The 19,185-nt window shown below is 54.3% G+C and carries 16 protein-coding genes and 1 pseudogene; 9 read left to right on the top strand and 8 right to left on the bottom strand.

Going from position 1 to position 19,185, the window contains the following annotated elements; translation table 11 throughout:
• Window positions 1-2: 2 nt before the first annotated feature.
• From HDF14_RS02230 to HDF14_RS02215, 5 genes and pseudogenes are all read right to left on the bottom strand, one after another.
• The gene (locus tag HDF14_RS02230; RefSeq protein WP_183973097.1) at window positions 3-716 is read right to left on the bottom strand and encodes a gluconate 2-dehydrogenase subunit 3 family protein; all 714 of its coding nucleotides are present in this window, start codon (window positions 714-716) and stop codon (window positions 3-5) included.
• Window positions 717-918: 202 nt separating this feature from the next.
• On the bottom strand, window positions 919-1,176 hold the full coding sequence (locus HDF14_RS26270) for a universal stress protein (RefSeq protein ID WP_260697962.1): 258 nt from the start codon (window positions 1,174-1,176) through the stop codon (window positions 919-921).
• A gap of 200 nt (window positions 1,177-1,376) precedes the next feature.
• Window positions 1,377-1,559 (bottom strand): annotated as a pseudogene (locus tag HDF14_RS27340) (universal stress protein); the annotation flags it as partial.
• A gap of 44 nt (window positions 1,560-1,603) precedes the next feature.
• Entirely contained in the window at window positions 1,604-1,783 is a 180-nt protein-coding gene (locus HDF14_RS02220; protein ID WP_183973093.1) for a universal stress protein, read from the bottom strand.
• A gap of 717 nt (window positions 1,784-2,500) precedes the next feature.
• Window positions 2,501-2,740, bottom strand: coding sequence for a TetR/AcrR family transcriptional regulator (locus HDF14_RS02215; RefSeq protein WP_221304514.1), 240 nt, complete (start codon window positions 2,738-2,740; stop codon window positions 2,501-2,503).
• Window positions 2,741-3,367: 627 nt separating this feature from the next.
• Between HDF14_RS02215 and HDF14_RS02210 the strand changes: the two genes are divergently transcribed.
• From HDF14_RS02210 to HDF14_RS02195, 4 genes are read left to right on the top strand one after another with little or no spacing between them, the layout of a single operon-like run.
• Window positions 3,368-4,846, top strand: coding sequence for a TolC family protein (locus HDF14_RS02210; protein WP_183973091.1), 1,479 nt, complete (start codon window positions 3,368-3,370; stop codon window positions 4,844-4,846).
• Complete coding sequence (locus HDF14_RS02205; RefSeq protein ID WP_183973089.1) at window positions 4,843-5,145, top strand: YtcA family lipoprotein; 303 nt, start codon at window positions 4,843-4,845, stop codon at window positions 5,143-5,145. The genes HDF14_RS02210 and HDF14_RS02205 overlap by 4 nt, the downstream gene beginning before the upstream one ends.
• A gap of 13 nt (window positions 5,146-5,158) precedes the next feature.
• A complete protein-coding gene (locus HDF14_RS02200; RefSeq protein WP_183973087.1) occupies window positions 5,159-6,385 on the top strand; it encodes an HlyD family efflux transporter periplasmic adaptor subunit in 1,227 nt (408 codons plus the stop codon).
• Window positions 6,386-6,393: 8 nt separating this feature from the next.
• Window positions 6,394-8,577 (top strand): FUSC family protein, encoded by a 2,184-nt coding sequence (locus HDF14_RS02195; RefSeq protein WP_183973084.1) that lies wholly within the window; start codon window positions 6,394-6,396, stop codon window positions 8,575-8,577.
• 24 nt (window positions 8,578-8,601) lie between these two features.
• On the opposite strand, the gene HDF14_RS27335 is transcribed toward HDF14_RS02195, so the two are convergent.
• Window positions 8,602-8,841, bottom strand: a complete 240-nt coding sequence (locus HDF14_RS27335) for a DoxX family protein (RefSeq protein WP_183973083.1) — start codon at window positions 8,839-8,841, stop codon at window positions 8,602-8,604.
• A 134-nt stretch (window positions 8,842-8,975) separates the two neighbouring features.
• Here HDF14_RS27335 and HDF14_RS02185 point away from each other — a divergent pair, with 134 nt between their 5' ends.
• The 5 genes from HDF14_RS02185 (at window position 8,976) to HDF14_RS02170 (ending at window position 15,048) form a co-directional block, all read left to right on the top strand.
• On the top strand, window positions 8,976-9,572 hold the full coding sequence (locus HDF14_RS02185) for a TetR/AcrR family transcriptional regulator (RefSeq protein WP_183973081.1): 597 nt from the start codon (window positions 8,976-8,978) through the stop codon (window positions 9,570-9,572).
• 169 nt (window positions 9,573-9,741) lie between these two features.
• Complete coding sequence (locus HDF14_RS26265) at window positions 9,742-9,954, top strand: hypothetical protein (RefSeq protein WP_260697961.1); 213 nt, start codon at window positions 9,742-9,744, stop codon at window positions 9,952-9,954.
• A gap of 48 nt (window positions 9,955-10,002) precedes the next feature.
• A complete protein-coding gene (locus tag HDF14_RS26260) occupies window positions 10,003-10,128 on the top strand; it encodes a hypothetical protein (protein ID WP_260697960.1) in 126 nt (41 codons plus the stop codon).
• A 170-nt stretch (window positions 10,129-10,298) separates the two neighbouring features.
• A complete protein-coding gene (locus HDF14_RS02175) occupies window positions 10,299-12,761 on the top strand; it encodes an ADOP family duplicated permease (protein ID WP_183973079.1) in 2,463 nt (820 codons plus the stop codon).
• Between the two features lie 550 nt (window positions 12,762-13,311).
• Window positions 13,312-15,048, top strand: coding sequence for an ArnT family glycosyltransferase (locus HDF14_RS02170; protein ID WP_183973077.1), 1,737 nt, complete (start codon window positions 13,312-13,314; stop codon window positions 15,046-15,048).
• Window positions 15,049-16,265: 1,217 nt separating this feature from the next.
• On the opposite strand, the gene HDF14_RS02165 is transcribed toward HDF14_RS02170, so the two are convergent.
• Window positions 16,266-17,867 carry a DHA2 family efflux MFS transporter permease subunit gene (locus HDF14_RS02165; RefSeq protein WP_183973075.1) on the bottom strand — a complete coding sequence of 534 codons (1,602 nt, stop codon included), beginning with the start codon at window positions 17,865-17,867 and terminating at the stop codon, window positions 16,266-16,268.
• A 12-nt stretch (window positions 17,868-17,879) separates the two neighbouring features.
• A complete protein-coding gene (locus HDF14_RS02160; RefSeq protein ID WP_183973073.1) occupies window positions 17,880-19,169 on the bottom strand; it encodes an HlyD family secretion protein in 1,290 nt (429 codons plus the stop codon).
• Window positions 19,170-19,185: the final 16 nt, after the last annotated feature.

Below are 19,185 nucleotides of genomic sequence, written 5' to 3'. Positions count from 1 at the left end.
TTCTAGCGTGGGTAGGATGGGATGGTATGTGGGGCCTTAGGAACAGCCATCACATGCGGAGGTAGATGCGTGGAGGTCGCGCCCAGGCCTGCCATGTCCGGCTCGATCGGAGACCAGTAGAGTCCGCCCGTTACCCAGTCCTGCCCAGCGGCTACGCCAGCATCGTCCCAGGCCTTCGAGTTCATCGTCGCAACCCGAATGTCTTCATGCGCGATGTTGATGAAGTCGGCGTGCTGCTCGGTCGGGGGATGATCTGTCATCCAGGTGCGCAGCCATGGCTTGATGAGCGCATCGGCCTGAGTTGCGTTTAACTGAGCGAACGGCAGTTTATATTTGGTCTTTGACTGTGCGTCGAGCCAGTCCAGGCCGCCGCTATATACCTTCTTCCGCGCCGTGGGCGAACTGCCGATCAGGAAGTCAAGAAACATGGGTGTCCCGGCCTGAAGCGCGCCTGGCTTGTTGTCGAGCGGTGGCAGCAGTAAATCGCATAGTCGTGTGAACGTCGCAAGTTGACTCGAGGTAAAAAAACTTGCCTCGGTCTCCGCAATCCCATCGGCCGCTACGGTGACAGGCAGAGGCGTCTTAGGATTTAGCCCCAGTGTCCACGGCACCGGAGCCGGCGGAGGCGGGGCGGGATTCGCTGTCTGCTGGGCAAGCAGCGCCTTCGGTAGAAGTCCAACCGAGACGACAGCGCGCACGAAGTCACGACGCAACATAAACTCTCCTTCTGCTGGCAAAAGATTACACTCCGCACTCTTCCTTCGTCCAACGCGCGCAGCGCAAGTCACTGGATCGAACAATCGAGGTCGAATTTAAAAAATATAGATGGTTTACCATGATCTCCGCTGCGCGCGGGATCTCCATTCGGCCCGACGAAACAGGAACAAACGATATTCGCGATATTCGCGAGGACCCAGGTCAGACGCTGAGCACTGGAAACGGCGAATCGCGCACCATCGCGTAGGTCAAGTCCCGCATGCGGCCATGAGCGCCGGGCTGTTGGCTTCTTCCGATCATCAGCACATCGGCATCCGACTCCAGAGCAGCGGCAAGCAGCGCGTCTTTGACTTCACCGACTTCAACACGGACCGGAACATCCGTGCCAACCGTCTGCTGAAGCTCAGCGATACGCCGTCTCGCCTCCTGCGCATCGGCAGAATGGATCTCTTTTCGCAAGTCGAGTTGAATCTGCAGGCCATATCTCCCGCTTGGACCGCATGAATAATCGAGAGCTTGCTGCGCGCTTGTACCGCTACTTGGCTGGCAAAACGAAGCACTTTCTCCGAATTTGAACTCAAACCGACGGTGCATAGCCATTCCTTGTGCTCCAAAGGCCTCGGAGCGATCGTCTCAACATGCCGACTCGTCAACACTGGACAGTCCGCATCGTTAATCACCTTAGCTGTCGTTGAGCCAAACAGCGTCTGCCGGAATTTGCCCGCGTGCGTCGTCATGATGATGAGATCGAATCCATCCTCTCTCGCGACTCGAGCAATCTCGGTCGCTGCGTGCCCCAAAGTCAGAACTCTCGGGCACTCCGCCACGGGAAACTCTCCCACCAGGAAGGAATCCAGTCTCTCCCGGCAAAGGCTCAGGAGCTCCTCTAAACCTCGGTGATCGGCCTTACGTAAAGTTGCAAGCCGTTGTAGCCGCCGGGATCGGCAACATGAATGAGTGAAACCCTTGCGCCAAGCAAGGCCGCTGCTCTCTTCACATAAGCAGCCATCGAAACGCAGGCGTGCGAGAAATCGACGGGATAGAGGATGTTTGCGATTGAGGACATAAATACCACTCTTCGGAAGATCTCAAAAAATCATGCGCGTGACACGTTCTTTAGAAATACGAACCGCACGGTGAGTTTAAAATCCGCCGCTCGCCGATTCACCCCAGCTTACGTGTTAGCCACCTACTCAGCTTCGGAACAATTCTGATGTTCTCTTGAGATGGTCCCCCGCTGTCATCTAACGCGAGCACTAAATCAGGTTGTGCCATTCCGTGTTTAGGGGTGCCACATACAGGGCACGCCCCAGCCTTCAAAGTGATCTCTGCTCCACAGCATCCACAAAAAGCAGCCACGTTATCTGATCTCCACAATTGCCACGTCTCTTTGGATGAACGCAGGAAGTGCAAAGATTCGCGAGGAGTTATTCCGCAGTATCCTCCGGGGAAATCGTTAAATTTGCTCGTTTCAGATCGCAGACAGCGCACTCCTTTCAGTTGCCATATCTGATTCGACTCTTCCTTTGCTAACGGCAGTGCCGCCTCGTCGAGGCTGGGCGATTGATCTGTTCAACGCGGGTCTGAGTCAGCAGAACTATCTGTTCTCGAGCGGGACCGCTCTTCGCCGCAACTGCAGCAGAAGTGATTGCCTTTGTCAGAAACGGCACCATCCCGAGCAGCTAAAAATGTGGGTCGTCGCCTAAACCGGCTCATCTTATTGTTGACTATCCGGAGAGTCAAATAACGGTTATAGCGAGTCGCTACGATTTTCACGAAACCGTCAGCAAAGCGTCCGTGGCGCTGAGGTTTGATCGGAAGAAGACTGATTGAGCGCCTCCCTAAGTGGCTGGTAGGCCTGCACCAGAACCGCCTCATAGAGCCCTTCTTTGCTCTTGAAATAGTGAATGATCAGGCCCATTACTACATTTGCCCGCGCATCAATACTCTCAGTGCGCGCTGCGGCAAAACCATTTGTTGCAAACTCAATCTCGGCCGCGGCCAGAATGGCTGGTACGGTCACGTCTCTGTCTCGTTTTTGAGTACGGGCACCTCTACGTCGGCTCCGTTGGATTCCAGGTTCGTTTTCGTATGACTATACGGGTAACTGACTATCTGGTCAATTGAGCTCCGCGAATAGAAGCAATCGGTTCATTGGCAGCCACAATCGCATCGGCGCGCTCCGCTCAAACTGTGGACGTTCGGAGCGGGGCGGATAGTACTCCGGCAGCGTTGTAATCCGTTCGAAAAGCGCGTAGTGTTCCTGATACTGAATCGATACCTTCGTCCAATGGAACCAAGCTCCTTCTTGTGGCTTAATCGCAGCTGTGTGTTTGATCTAAACCACTCGCAGTAGTCGATTCCTGGTTACTAAAGTCCTATCGCGCTCGATACACTCATTGCGCGAGAAAAGGAAATGCGTAATGCCATTCGATGCATTCGGGCAAGAACGATGGGCAATCACGCGGACACTGGCTGCTCACGCGGATCGCGGACAGCGGCCCGGATCCTTAGCATCACGGTTGTAGGCTGATTCCCTTCGTTTAGTGATGTGTTGCATGCGCGGCCGCAGTAGGTATCTGGACGAGCAACCAAGCATAGCAAACTTGTACAAGACGTACGGCGAACGAATGATGGAAACTTTTTTGATATGAGATCGGGTCAACAAGCCAAAAACACTCAGTCGGGCGCGATCGCCTTAAGACTGCTTGCGACTGCCGTGACGATGACGTCGTTTCTATCGATTGGAGCAGCCGGTCAAAAGCCACCGATTACGCCGAATGAGCCCTGGCTTCCAGACCATCACACGTTGGAGCGCCACTCAACTGCGGTTCCTCTGCATGAAGCGGCGTTAGATGATGGCCACGTCTACAGCCTGGGTGAGCTAGTCGACATCGCTGAATCGAACAGTCCCGCGACACAAGCGGCGTGGAATCGAGCTAAGGTGACAGCCGCTTCCGTTGGGATCGCGAAGAGCGAACTGTATCCGACGATCATTGCGATGGCGGCCGGAAGAACCTATGTCAATGCACAGCTCTACAGTCTGACCTGGGCTGTACAGGACATAGGCTACTTCGATACCGCTGTTCATTTGGCTTATACTCTCGTGGACTTCGGTGCGCGTCGCACAGAAATTACGGCGGCTCAAGCGCGACTCGTTGCTGCAAACCTTTCCTTCAACAATGAGCATCTGGTCCTTGTCCGACAGGTCAGTCAATCGTATTTCGGTTTGCTCGAAGCGAAAGGACTGCGGGAGGCGGCTGAGGTCTCCCTCAACGACGCCAAGACGTCAGAAACCGCGGCGCAAGAACGACGTAATAACGGACTGGCTACAGTGCCAGAAGTGCTGGAGGCCAAGGCCGCGACCGCAAAAGCGAACTACCAATTGCAAAGTGCGCTCGGGGCTGAGCAAGTGGAAATCGGAGATTTAGCCACGGCAATTACCGCCAGTCCACTGAAACCGCTGAAAGTGGAAGCGCTGGATCAGCTCAGAATTCCAGACAAACTGGACCAATCAGTTCAACACGCCGTAGACACGGCGTTTACGGTTAGGCCCGACCTGCAGGCTGACGAAGCGCACGTGAGCGCCGCGCATGCTGAGGTAAAGCACGCTACCTCGGCCTACTACCCATCGCTCACATTTGAAGGTTCAAAAGGATGGCTTCGTGCCTTCGGAGAGCAACAAGGATCGCCCGGCTTCTATGCCCAGGCCCCCGTCTATGACGCCACGCTTGAACTGAAGTGGACGGTATTTGACGGGCTCCTTCGGGAGAATCGGATTACGGAGGCGAAGGCAGAAGAGAAAGTAGCGACTGATGAGGTTCACAACCGTCAAGACGAAATTGCAAATCAAGTCTGGACCGCCTACTCAAATGCAGCGACAGCCCTGCACCAAAGAGAGGCGGCGACGGCTTTATTGACTGCGGCTGAGGAGTCCTACACCGCGGTGTTGGAGTCGTACAAAGAAGGCGTCCGCAATTTCCTGGATGTGCTGGCGGCGGAAGATGCTTTGGCACAGGCCCGCGCCATCGACGTTACGGCTCGCACTCAAGTGCTCAGGACTTTCACCGATCTCGATTTCCGGACAGGGGATCTGCTGGCAAATCATCCGAAAGGCAACAATCCATGAGCTCGAATCACCAGTTTCTTTGGCGCGGAACGAACAAACGTCAGAGTTGGATAAGCTTTGCAACTAGCCCGCTTTTGCTGGCGACTATCGGGTGCTCCGGATCCCCGGAGTTCAACATCCTGGGATCGTACTTCCCGTCATGGCTTGTATGTCTCGCAATTGCGATTGCGTTAACGTTTTTGGCTCATGTGTACGCCACAAGTAAAAAACTTACGGAAGAACTTTGGCCATTGCCAATTGTTTACTCGGCGCTTCTTTGTTTCTTCAGTTGCACACTCTGGCTGATCTTGTTCCGGTAGAGAGGAAAACATCTTGCAGATAACAAACTCACAATCGGTGATAACACGCAAAGGAACGATCATCAGCGCGTGCATCGTCGCAGGTGCCCTTGTCTCCGCAGGTTTGGTAGTTCGCGAGGTGGTGTTGTATCCGCGTACTGACGACGCGGAAGTGACAGCGAACTTCATTGGTATCGCTCCGGTGGTTGAAGGCCCGGTGATGGAGTTGCCCATTCATGACAACGAATTCATCAAAAAGGGGACTCTCCTTTACAAAATTGATGATCGGCCTTACCTGTATGCGTTGCAGAGTGCACTCGCTGCCCAGGCGGTACTGGAGGGTGAGATCGAGAATGAATCCCGTCGAATCTCCTCCCAGGTCAACGGGATCGACGTGGCGCATGCCGGCGAGCAGAGCGCACTGGCGAACGAGACACGAGCGACTGAGGAAATTGAAATTGCTAAAGCGGCAGTTGGGCGATCGGAAGCCGCGCTGAAACAGGCGCAGGCTGACGAAAATTACGCTACAGCGAATTTTCATCGCATCCAGCCTCTTCTAGCCAAGGGCTTCGTCACTGAGGATGATGTTCACAAAGCACGCTCCACATCCGACGCGAAGGCGGCAGCAGTGGAACAGGCGCAGTCTCAATTGCTATTGGCGAAAGCGAGTTTGCTCTCTGCTTCGGCTCAAAAACAGCAAGCCGTCGCACAGATTTCCCAGAGCCAGGCTCAGGTCAAAGAATCGGCACATTCTGTTCTGGTTCTAGCACCCTTGCTTGCGGAGCGTGAGAGCCGCGCTTCTGCAGTTCGGCTGGCTCAATACAACTATGAGCAATGCAGCGTACTAGCGCCATTCGATGCCCGTGTTACAAACCTCACGATATCCGAAGGCGAATACGCCAAGGTAGGCAAGCAGTTGTTCACCCTTATTGACAATAGAAATTGGTGGGTCCTCGCGAATTTCAGAGAAACGCAAATCGGACATGTTCAACCCGGAACGCCCGTAGACGTTTTTCTTATGTCTGATAGAACCACAAAATATCGCGGTGTTGTCGAAAGCGCGAGCTTTGGTGTGACTCCTGATCCGGATGTTGTGGGGAAGTTTTCAGAGGGTTTGCCGGAGGTGCAGCGGACGCTAAATTGGGTGCGTCTAGCGTCGCGATATCCGGTACGCATCAAAATTGTCGATCCGCCTCCGGGGATATTTCGCGTTGGTCAGGTCGCAATCGTCGTGATGCGAGCTCCCCATCGTCAGGGTTGAGGTCAGTCATGCCAATATACGGCGAATACAAACCGCCAGCCTGGAAGCCCGTCGAGATGCTGCGCGCGGAGCTGGCGTCGTATCCGGGGCGGACTGCGCTGGTCGGAAGAATCGTACTCGCGTGTACGAGCGTGATGTTGCTCGCGTTCATCTTTCGGATTCCCGGTGCGGCGTTAGGCGCCGGTTTCCCGATATTGATCTCGCGCGAGAGTCCCAAGGCGACGAGAAAATCCGCGTTTGAGATTGGCTTGGCGTGCTCAATCGCAACTGCGGCGGTAATTCTGGGAGGAGTACTGACGAGCGGCTCTCCATTCCTCCATGTGATTTGGGTAATCGCAATTCTCTTCGTTGCATTTTTCGCAATCAGTAGCTTCAACTTCATAAATCCCTCTCTCACCGCCAGCGTTACAATCGCGGTTGCGATTCAAGTATGGGACTTGCCAGTCCGTACGGAAGTACGCGTTGAGCGTACGCTCTACACGTTGCTTGCGATTCTGATAGCGTGTGCAGTCACTGCGCTGATTGAGAGCTCATTCGCGAAAAAGCAATCCCCTGACGCAATTCTGGACGGAATCAATCACCGCTTAGGTCTGATTGAGACACTCTTGAGTCAAGCGCAAGCGGAAGATTTTCCTCCTTCGGCGCTGACGATCCAACTCAGTCGTTCTGCTGCCAAAGGTGTGGACGATTTGTCGGAGTTACTCGCGCGCTCTCCCTGTGAGCCGGGCTATCGCGATTTGCTCGCTACTGTGATTGCCCTCACAAGACAGCTGATAGAACTCGGGTCGAATCTCGCCGAATCTGCCCGAATCTTATCCATTGATGACCAGGAGCGTTGTCTAGCGATTGCACGGAACCTATCTGCTATTCGGTACTGCCTGTTATGCAAAAGCCTTACGAACTGGATCGATCTACCCCTGGCAAATCGCACCGTGAATCCAATATTGGTAGAAATTGAACGCACAGTAGATCTGATCGCTCAGAGCTTTTCTGATGAAAACCTCGCGATCCATCGGCTCTTACCTGCAGCAGAACCAACAATGTCGATAGGTGCATTTGCTGTTGATGCCCTTCGAAACAAGAATCATTACAAATTTGCGGTGCGCGGCGCTCTCTCTGCTCTACTCTGCTATGTGTTCTATATGAGCACCGGCTGGATGGGTCTGGGCGCCTCGATCATAACGTGTACTCTTACGGCTCGTCGATTTACTGGGGCCAGCCGCCATCGACAAAGTCTCCGATTTGCCGGATTCATTGTGGGAGCAGGCGTGATTGGATTAGGAACTGAGGCATTGATTCTTCCTCAAATAAACAGTCTCATGCAATACGCTTTTCTCTTCGCGTCGGTCGTTGCGCTTGGGTCATGGGTGGCGACCTCCGGACCGCGGATTGCATACGCTGGGTTTCAGATTGTGCTGGCCTACAACCTAGTAAATCTCAATAGGTTCACGATCAATACCTCCCTCGTGCCATCCCGCGACGCGCTTCTGGGTATCATGCTGGGTGTTGTAGCAATGTGGCTTGTGTTTGATCATCTCTGGGCAGAGAACTCCAGCGCATCCGTCCGCAGCTTGCTTCTGAGCACACTGAGGAATTTGGCGGACTTCAAGGCTGTCGTAGCGGAAACCGCTCTAGAAGCCAATCAACGGCTAGCCGTGACGAGTTCCAGAATTAACCGTGATTTCGACAAACTGCGGGATCTGGCGGATATGTACGCTTTTGAGTCTTTCCCCAAACAGCCGTACGAAAGCCTTGTGAACCGTAGCATTCGGACGCTCTCGCCAGAATTGCGAGCCTTTCTATTCGTGAAGACTGGACTTCTACAGCACGGAAACCTGACAGTGGCCGAACCAGACGCGCTTGTTCGAGAGGTAGAAGAGCTAGCTTCCAGTGTGCTTCGCGGTTTAGCGAATGCGATTGAAGGGGAAGCGGCTGAACAACTCTCGTCGTGGAATGTGCGTGCTGAAGAGCTCCGTGCCCTCGTGCAGATTGAAGAAGAGAAATCGATGTACGTGGAGGATCGACAGAAGAACATCGAGATGCGGTTGTGTGGGTCGTTGTTGAGCCTGGCGTCTCATCTTGAATGGCGAGCCCGATTGAATTTTGCGCTAGAAGCTGGAGATCAGGAGATGGTTGGAAACTGGCCTATTGGGACAGTCGTCAAGACGGAAGGGGGCTCTCGCAGTGACTGACGGCTCCCGAAAAACTACGTGCGGTTACTCTCGTTTCCAATATGCGTGCATCATCCAGGTGACGGGCAAGAGGAACGCTACTAAGACCCAGGCTCCCCAGCGTGCTTTGTAGCCGAAAGCGATGCTCAATCCCCCGACAATTGCCATAACTCCGGACAAGGGAACGAGTAGGCGAGCAAAAGGCACGCCCAAATTTACGGGATGTGCTACTCCCTCGCCTGAGAAATGACGTGGAGCTGCGGGAATGAAGATGAATGAAGACATGATTCTCGCGATAGGGAAAATTATGCACATGAATCGTCTCTAATAGGGTAAACGCTAATGATGTTTGCATCGCTTTAAGTGATAGGACTATCATTAGCGTTCGAGCATTGTCAATATTTAATGACCAACGCAGGATGGAAAGACTAAAAGCTGACCGCCCCAGACGGGGCACACCAGCGCAAACCCGCGCGCGCCTTGTGGCCACGGCGGCGGACATTTTCAATCATGTGGGCTATCACGGAACCGATTCCAATCGGATTGCGAAAGAGGCAGGATACGCAACCGGCACCTTTTACAAGCATTTTAAAGACAAGCGTGAAGCCTTTCTCGCGGTTTACGAGACCTGGGTTACATCCGAGTGGGCCGCGATCGATTCGGAACTGTCGGCCGGCAATAAAGCGAAAGAAACGGCACGAAGACTCGTCGAGCTCTCCATCGATTTTCATAGGAAATGGCGCGGTCTGCGAGCGTCATTGATGGAGCTGGTTTTCACTGATAAGGAAGTGCGGCGGTTTTATCGGAGCCAACGTCGCAGACAATTGGATGTCATTGCACAACTGCGTCTTCGTCACGGAATTCCGGCAGGCCGGCGAGAGGATGACGCAATCCATCTATTCACCACAGAACGAACCTATGATGCGATTGGACAGGGCGAACTCCAGGCCCTCGGTCTCGATCACAACACTGTTGTCGACGCGATGGTCGAGAAGGTGTTTGCGCTATTAAGTTGACTGTCTATCATTTGGGATGTCATTGGCGTACGGGTGGGCTAGCAGGCCAGGCCGTCCCCAAATAAAAAAACTCGTCTTGCTGTCGATTTTCCCTACGCCCAACGACTATAGGGTGAACAATCCAGTACGCAAGGTTGCGCTGCTGGCCACCGACAAGAGGAGGTGTGCAATGAAATACATGTGTCTTCGATACTACGAGCCAGCAAAACACGTCAGCGTGACCGAGGACGAAAAACACGCGATGTTCGCGAATGCTTTGAGTGCGACGACCACTTGCGCCAACGGGCACTTTGCTGATGGAGAAGCCCTTCAGCCTGCTGAACTGGTTGACAGTGTATTGGTAGAACGGCAAAGTCGCGACGACAGACGAAACCTATGCTGAGACCAAGGAAAACAGCTCGGCGGCATCTTCGTGATTGAGGCACGGGACATGAATCATGCGATTCAGCTCATGTCACAGCGTCCGGCCATGAAGTATGGGACGTTGTTCGAGATACGTCCAACTGGCGATATGAGCGAAATAATTCAGCAGAACGAGCAGCGGCGGCGAAGCTAGCCGCACGATGAGGAAGATCCAAGAATTAGTATCGCGAAGTCAACTTCCGTTACTAATCAACTCTCGCTGAGAATCTGAGCGAGGCCAGCAGCAAACGCCGAAACAAAACGGAAGACGGTTTAGAACGCGTTTATATGACTGGACAGATTCGAAGCAGGCGGAGGATCGCTATGTCATTCTTTCACGATCTTAAGATTGCGGTGCGGTCGCTGTGGCGCGTTCGCGCTCTTTGGATCACCGTAGCCCTAACTCTGGCTCTGGGAATCGGCGCCAACGCCGCCCTCTTCAGCGTGATAAGCGCGGTGCTCCTCCGTCCGCTTGCGAACCGGGACGAAGACCGTCTGCTCTACTTGCGACAAAGCGCTCCGGGTCTTGGCATCACGAACACGGCGTTCTCAGTACCGGAGATAGATGACGTTGGCAAAGGTCTGAAGACGATCACGGATCTGGGAACGTTTTCGTCAATCGACTTTACCGTCGTAGGGCTCGGCACGCCACGCGAGATCCCGGCGGGCGTGGTCGACGGTCACTACTTCGAAGTGATGGGGCTGCGCCCGGTGCTGGGGCGACTGCTGACCTCCTCCGACGATGGGCCTAATGCGGCGGGAGCGGTCGTGTTGACGTATCGATTCTGGGCCTCGGCGCTGCATTCAGACCCAAAAGTGATTGGAAAGTCGGTGCGGCTGGAGAGCATCGCCGGCGCGCGTCAAGCCACCATCGTGGGGGTTCTGGAACCGTCGGTGCCGTATCCCGTAGCAACAGAGATCATCGCCAACGTCGTGACCAGCCCGCACCATCTGTCGGCAACAATGGTGACCGGCCGTGAGCACCGGATGACGGAGGTCTTCGCTCGGCTTGCACCGGGGGCTACTCTCGATGCAGCTCGGTCGGAGCTGAGCACGCGTCATGCGGCGATACTGGCCGCGCATCCGGAAGTCTATAGGACCGCGGACCACTACAGGATCGATGTGACGCGGATGCACGACCAGATCAATTCGCGCGCCAATACGGTTCTGTGGGTGCTGTTTGCGGCCTCGGGGCTGCTGTTTGTAATCGCATGCTCGAATGTGGCTAACTTGGTGCTCGCACGAACGGTTCGTCGCGAGTCGGAGCTGGCTGTGCGCTCGGCACTTGGAGCCAATGCCACGGCGTTGCGGCGTTCGCTGCTGGCGGAGAGTCTGGTCCTGTGCGGAAGCGGAGTGCTTGCAGCACTGATCCTCGCGTGGCCGATAGTGGCGGTGCTGGGGCGTTATGCAGCGCGCTTCTCGGTGCGTGCCGAGGGACTGAAGCTTGACTTCAGCCTGATATGGTTTGGCGTTGCGCTGGCGTTAGCGGCAGCGGTATTCCTGGCTCTGATTCCGAGGCTACCCTCGGGGAGCGCGCCGTTGTCTGCAGCGCTCACCAGCGGTGGAACAAGGATGACAGGTAGCAGCAACCGGCGTCTGCGCATCTTCGCCATCATGCAGATCACTGCCTCGTTCTTGTTGCTCACCGGAGCGACCGTCCTGATGCGGACTCTGTACATACTCGAGAAGACGCAGTCACCGTTCGATACTGCGCGCGTGCTGGCAGTGAATCTGCCCGTGATGTCGTATGGACGGACACCGGAGCAGGTCCAGGACTTCTACCACGAAGTACAGCGCAAGGTGAGCGCTTTGCCCGGAGTGGTTCATGTGTCGACAGGATTTAGCGTTCCGTGGCGCGACGATCAGGGGCTGGACATCAGCTTCGCCTTTGCAGCTCAAGGAGCGATGCGAAAGAACGCGCTCGACGATTGGCGTGCGAAATTCCGGTCGATATCGCCCGGATACTTCGCAACGCTCGGTCTGCCGCTTTTGGAGGGGCGCGATTTCAGGGACACCGACAAGAATGGTTCAGAACGGGTCGTGATCGTGAGCCAGAGCCTCGCACAGACGCTGTTTCCCGGTCAAAATGCATTGAACCGCGATCTGCGTTGGACAGACGGCGTGATGAAGTTCGTCGGCATCAGCCTGGAGCCACGACGGATCATCGGGGTGGTGCCAGATCTGGATGATGAGAACATTATTGCTTCGCCGGCTATGACCGTGTACCAGCCGACTGATCAGGAGGGATGGCAGGGGCGGCTCCTTGTGCGCTCAGAGCAGGATCCATACACATTGGCTCCTGCCATTGCACGCACAATTCACGAGATCTCTGCGGAACAGCCGGTGGAGCGGGCAAGCACCCTGAAGGATATTCGCGCAGAGGTACTGACGTCAGACCGGCTGAACGCGGTTGTGTTCGGAGGGTTCGCTGCGGTGGCACTCCTGATCTCCGTGGTAGGTGTAGCTGGTGTGCTTGCATTTTCGGTGAGTGGGCGCACACGCGAGTTCGGAATTCGGATGGCACTCGGCGCTCAGCCGCGGAACATTTTGACCGATGTGCTGTTGCAGGGCCTGACGATTGCCGGGATAGGCGTGGGCGCGGGCGCGGTTTCCGGCATCGTCTTCGCATGGGGCGTTAGCAGGTACGTAACGGAAGCGCATCTGCCCGGAGCGTTGGCTTTTGTTGCGTCGGCCTTCGTCATCCTTACCGCAGCGGTGATCGCTTCGGTCGTGCCGGCAGCGCGCGCGGCACGGGTGAACGCGGTGGAATCACTGCGTTCGGAATAGTCCGCCAAGAACGAATATTTTCGCGGCCGCGAGTCTCTGTGGGTCGTACAATCTCGCGCGAATGACACGATGAGATCAGCGATAGCATCAACTGCTGCGACTTGAAAAGGAGCTGATGCGGAGAGCTTTCGTTCAATACTGCAATCGCAGCTCAGCCGGACGTCTCAAGCAGCGCACGTTTCATCTGTGGATCTTCACTATGAAAGGCGGAAATACCGTCGTGCACATCTATAGCTACAGTTCTTGCTGACCGGAAGGATCTGCCGCTCATTACGATTGGGGGCAGGTCAACCCGATCGTAGGCGCTGCGGTGGATAGACGGGGCGCTCCGCCAAGTTTAGCTTCGCCCAAATCTCCTCTTGTTAGGAATATGCGTGATAGATTCTTGAGTCTATGAAAGCCATTGATGAAGCTCCTTCCACCTTGTGGCCATACTCTATGGCCCTGTACTCGACTACACCAGTAGTAACGTAGAATAGGCGTTGCGAATCATGAAGTGGTGTATCCGCCCGCGTCTACGGGCCGGGACGAACCTAGCCGAGGAGTTCTTTTGCCGCAAAAAAACCGGGAGTTACGTTCAGAAAAGTTGGACGCGCGTTGGGACGGTTTGCTGCTGACTGTAGCAGTAATTCTTGCCATTCTGGCGTCGCAGCCTTTCGTGGAAATGGGCCAAATCGATGACTTCTCGTATGTAAAAACGACATTTGATTTCGCGCGTACGGGACACCTGCTCTATAACGGGTGGGCCACGGCTATGCTTGGCTGGCAGGTAGTATGGGGGGCTTTGTTCGTCAAGCTGCTTGGGTACACGTATGCAGCAACAAAACTTTCCACTTTGACAGTAGCAGCCGGCTGCGTTTGGCTGACTCATTCCATTTGTTTGCGCTGCGGGGTCAACCGAAGAAACGCCATCTTCGGGACGCTAACGGTCTCCCTCTCGCCACTATTCGTTCCTCTTTCAGTCACATTTATGACAGACATCAGTGGTCTATTTGCAATCCTGGTGTGTCTGTATTGCTGCCTGCGAGCCTTGGATGCGCAAAGTGATCGAATGGTGGTGGCGTGGGTGGTGATTGCTAGTCTAACGGGTGCGGTTGGAGGAACGGCGCGACAGATCGCGTGGTTGGCCCCGCTGGTGATGGTACCTTCGGCTGTTTGGGTGCTTCGTCGACGGAAAGGCGTGGTCGTCGCGGGGGTGATCGGCGAACTTATGACGGCTGCGGTTGTGCTGGAGTGTATGAGATGGTTTAAGGCTCAGCCACATAGCGTGTCGGTGACTGTGATCCCTGAAATTTGGTCAGGTCGGGAAATGGTAGGACACTATCTTGGGGCTTTTCTTTGTCTTTCATTCCTGGTACTACCAATACTGGTCGCCTCATTTACATACGTCCGCGCGATTCCGCGAAAAACGTTAGCTTGGATGACACTCCTTGTTCCCGTGGCTCTGATCGCGAGCATGTTTGTCACTCGGCACAATCCCATGAGAGGGATGATGCCCTGGATCGGAGACGTGATTATTCGTTTAGGAATCTTCGATTACAGAAATGGGTGGTTTATCGGAATATCACCGATGACGTTCAATTTCAGTGAGCGCATAGCGGTGTCGGCGGCGGTTTTCGCAGGGTTGATCGTGTTCTTTTACGTTACTCTGCTGGAGCGATCTTCAAGTGGGGCGGATGCCGACGGGAGATCGTGGCATTGTTTAACTTTTCTATTCGGTCCTTTTTCAGCTGCATATCTGGCATTGCTCACTCCCCGCACGCTTTTGCCAGAAATCATCGACCGTTACCTTTTACCGCTCCTGGTGCTGGCGGTTGTGGTGTTGCTGAGACTCTATCAAGAGCGAGTTGAGACACACCTGCCTTTGATTAGCTATGTGGTGTTGTTACTGTTTGTGTTTTTGAGCGTAGCAGGAACGCATGACTGGATCGCTATGTACAAGGCTCGGGTTTTGGCGGTCAACCGTCTGCACGCCGGAGGGATTACTTCTTCTCAAATCCAGGCAGGCTTTGAAGCAGATGGAGTTACACAAATTGCAAATGCAGGCGTCGTTATTGATCAACGCGTGCCGACACCGCCCGGAATCGACAGAGTGCGGTATAGGCCGGCCAATCTTCCTGATGCCTGCGTGGATTTATTTGAGGGGGACACGCCAACGATTCATGCTGAGTATTTTCTTGCGTATCAGGTGGTACCCTGCCTTAAAACGTCGCAATTCGGAGGCATCACCTACAGAACCTGGATGCCTCCTTTTACACGAGAAATTCTTATCTTAAAACTTCAATAGTAGGCACTCAATTCCCGAATCCGGAAACGCAAATTGGGGAAATTCGAAACGATGGCTGCCATGTTGGCCAATCACCTTTCATCTTTTATCGCTTCTAGAGCAGATGTGCGCGGGTACGCGCGAATTTGCGCCCGTCGTCTCCTCTTCCCTAACTTTGGCCGGCCAGATCTCTGCCAAAGGTAAGTTATTTCGAAATGAGCGATCAAGGCTGGGGAAAGCCCGAACCTGGCTGGAAATAGTGGCTGAAAAAGCCCGAACCCGATTGGAAAAAGCCCGTACTGGCTGGTAGCTTTGAGAGCAAAATCTTGCATCTGGGTAGCAAGAGCGTTCGTCGTCACCTTTTCCCCTAACTTTGGCCGGCCAGATCTCGCCAAAGGCAAGTTATCTGAAAAATGGGCGGTTTGCCGATGGTGGCTGGAGAAAAGCCCGAACCTGGCTGGAAATCATGGCTGAAAAGGCTCGAACCCGGCTGGAAAAGCCCGTACTTGGCTAGTAGCTTTGAGAGCAAAATCCTGCATCCGGGCGGCAAGAGCGCCCGTCGTCGCCTTTTCCCTAACTTTGTCCGGCCCGATCTCGGCCAAGGCAAGTTATTTCGAAAATGAGTGGTTTTGCGGATCATGGCTGGAGAAAGACGTATCAGTGGGGAGAAGGAAAAGATGAAACTCAGCCTTTGTACCAAAAGGTTTCTCCTAGTCGACAATTCCCTCATCGAAGTGATTATCACCCTCACCGAACCTGGCTGGAAAGATGAATCAGTTCACAAACACGTCCCTTTTTGCGTATCGATTACGATCCGACGTTAGGATGGGGTACGTAATCTCGCCGACCTGAAATTTGTCTGTGACACGATCAAGGACGCCACCGCATCATGAGAGTCGTCGGACAAAACCTCCTTCAGGCGTGAGATAAACACGGCCGCGTGGGAACCGAACAATTGGACGAAGGTATCGTGCGATACCTTCGTATCGATCAAGAAACTAACATTCTGCGAACTAGGCAGGTTGAGCATTCACTTGACCCAGTTGCGGAGAAACGACCATAGAACGATTGAGCTTCTGTCTCGATTCGTGTAGACCCACCACACCTTTATTGCAAATTTGCAAGATCGACAAGCCGAAACATTGATAGAAACGAAATCCGAACAGCCTACGCTCCAGGCGATCTCTGATTGATCCAGAAGTGTCAGGAATGCATTTCTGACTGCCAGTTGTTGTACATCAATGTCCACCAACCGCACCCGAGAGACGTGCTCTCTTCATAAAGAACAAAGCAAATAGGCTCGAGAGCAATACACAGCCCAGCGTCAGGAAACAATCGCTGTATGCGAGCAGGAATGCTTGACGGCGGACCGCGCCGCCAACCGCGCCGATCGCGCGCATGTGAGCCGAAGACGGGTCGCTGCCCTGAGACATGAAGTAAGTTGCCGACTGCTGTAAGCGTTCCTGCACGGCACTTGAGTAAATGGTCACGGACTCTCCGATGCGGGCCGAATGGAAGCGTTCCCTAACAGAAAGCAATGTCGAAAGTCCAGCGATGCCGATTGAGCCTCCAATGTTTCTCATCATGTTGAAAAGTGCAGAGGCTGAACCGCTTTCGCGTCCCTTCGCCATGCCAGCCGTGGATACGGAAGAAAGTGGAACCATGATAAGTGGCTGGCCCAGTGCGCGGAAAATAAGCGGAATATGGAATTGTAGGCCCCCAAAATCGGAATCGAGATGAGAGGTAAAGAACGAACTACCCCCAAAAAAGAGTATTCCAACGCCGATAATAATCCGGGCGTCGAAGTGTTTCATCAACTTCGGCACCAGCGGAATAACGAGGAGTTGCGGAAGTCCCAGCCAGATAATTACCTCGCCGATCTGTAAGGCGTCGTAACCATGAATCTGTCCTAGATACAGGGGAAGGATAAACACGACGCCATAAAGGCCAACACCGAGAATTAAGTTAACGAAGCTGCCAAACCCGAAGTTTCTGCGTGCAAAGAGGCGCAGGTCAAGAAGCGGGTCTTTTTTGCGCAGTTCGATGATGATGAAGGCAGGGATGAAGATCGCCGCAGTCCAGGCCAGTTTTACAATTTCCGGATCGCCAAACCAGTCTTTACGATTTCCATCTTCGAGGACTATCTCGAATGCGGCGAGGCCAATCGCCATAGTGAGAATTCCCCACCAGTCACCTTTCTTGAGCAGACTGAGGTTCATCGGTTGATTTTCCATGGTGAACCAGACAGCCGCGATCAACAGCGCTCCCGGAATGATGTTGATGTAAAAGACGAAGGGCCATCCGTAGTTGTCGGTCAACCAGCCGCCGATGAGCGGGCCGATCGCAGGGGCAAACACCGCTGTAACACTAAACATTGCCATGCCAATCGGTTGCTTCGCCGGTGGAAGATACGTGAGGATTACGTTGAAGGAGAGAGGAATAAGTACGCCGCCAGTGAAACCCTGTAGGACGCGAAAGAGGATCATCAGTTCCAGCGAATGTGCCTGTCCGCAGCAAACAGAAAAGAATACGAACAAGACTGAATTCACCAGAAGATATTTCTTCAATGAAAATGCAGCGGAGAGCCACGAGGTGAGCGGGATCGTAACAATCTCAGCAACTAGATATGAAGTCGGCACCCAGGAGATCTCATCCGAACTGGCTGCAAGCGTTCCGGCAATGTCGCGCAGTGAGGAGTTCGTAATGATGATGTCGAGCACTGCCATAAAGCACCCTAAAAGAACTCCGAGAACGGATATCCAGGTCTTCAGCGACACATGATCTTGGGCCCCAGGCGTGAGATTTTCAACCCTTGCCGGATTGGTCGTTGTGGTTGCCATGGAAGTTTTCCTTTACTTAGTGGTTACAGTTACGACTGACGACATGCCGGGCGAAAGGAGGTTCTCATAGCCACGCACGCTGTCCTGATCGAGCACGATCTTGACCGGAATTCGCTGCACGATCTTGGTAAAGTTGCCGGTCGCGTTGTCCGGAGGCAGCAGCGCGAATTCATTGCCAGAGCCGGGAGCGAGGCTGTCCACGTGTCCATAAAACTTGTGCTTTGAAAAAGTGTCGATCTGCACTTCGACACGCTGACCGGTGCGCATCTTCTCCAGTTGTGTTTCCTTGAAATTAGCGACTACCCATAGCTGATCTTCCACAATCGCCATCAATGGTTGCCCGATCTGCACGCGCTGCCCGGCCTCGACTGACTTTCTGCCGATTCGTCCGCTCACGGGAGCTTTGATGGTGGTGTAGGACAGCTGAAGCTTTGCGTCCTCCAACGCGGCCGTGGCCTGCGCGACTGCGGCCTGAGCCGTTGCAAATTGTCCTTCGCGCACACGCGTCTCTAGCCCTGTAGCCTGTGCAGATTGCAGGCCGCCTTGGGAGTTCGTTAGCAGTGCTTCCGTGCGGACAACGCCTTGTTGTGCTGCGACCAGTTGTGCCTGCGCCTGCCGCACCTGTTCTTGGGCCGCGGTTTGTCCGGCGACGGCGACCTGGTAGCTTGCGCGCTGGTGATCGACGGTTTGCTTGGAGACCTGCTCTTTCGTATAGAGATCTTCATATCTGTGCAGGTCGGTGTCTTCGCGTTGTAGGGTCGCATTTGCCTCTTGAAGCTGGGCCTGCGCACGCGGAACTCCTGCCTCAGCGGCGGTGACGGCGGCCTTCGATGCCTGGATCGAAGCTTTGGCCTCTCCGATGGTTCCCACCGCTTGTGTCGTTTGCGCCGTGGCGGACTGCGATGTGGAGCGGATCGCTGCCTCGGCGGTATCAGATTGGCGGCCTGCTGCATCAAGTGCGGCCTTTGCCTGGTCCAGTCTCACCTTGTAATCGTTTGGGTCAAGGATGATTAAGGTCTGTCCTTCAGCTACATGCTGGTTGTCGTCGATCAGGACCTGCTGCACTGTGTCCGTGACGCGAGCGCTGATTGGGTGCAGATGGCCCGCCAGATATGCATCGTCCGTCTCCTCATGATGAGCTGACCACACGAGGTATCGAACGCCAAAGAACAGCAGCAAAGCCAACGCCACGCCTCCGCCCGTCAACAGGAGTGTCTTTCGTCGAACGATCCCGCCGATGCTCGGAGGTTGAGATGCTGTTGTTGATTCTCCGACTTCCGATTCCATTACTGCTTGACTCATGGCATCTTCCTCTCAT

The organism is Tunturiibacter gelidiferens (genome assembly GCF_014201335.1).
GTDB classification, from domain to species: Bacteria; Acidobacteriota; Terriglobia; order Terriglobales; family Acidobacteriaceae; genus Edaphobacter; species Edaphobacter lichenicola_E.
This window is presented reverse-complemented; position numbering and strand designations above follow the sequence as displayed.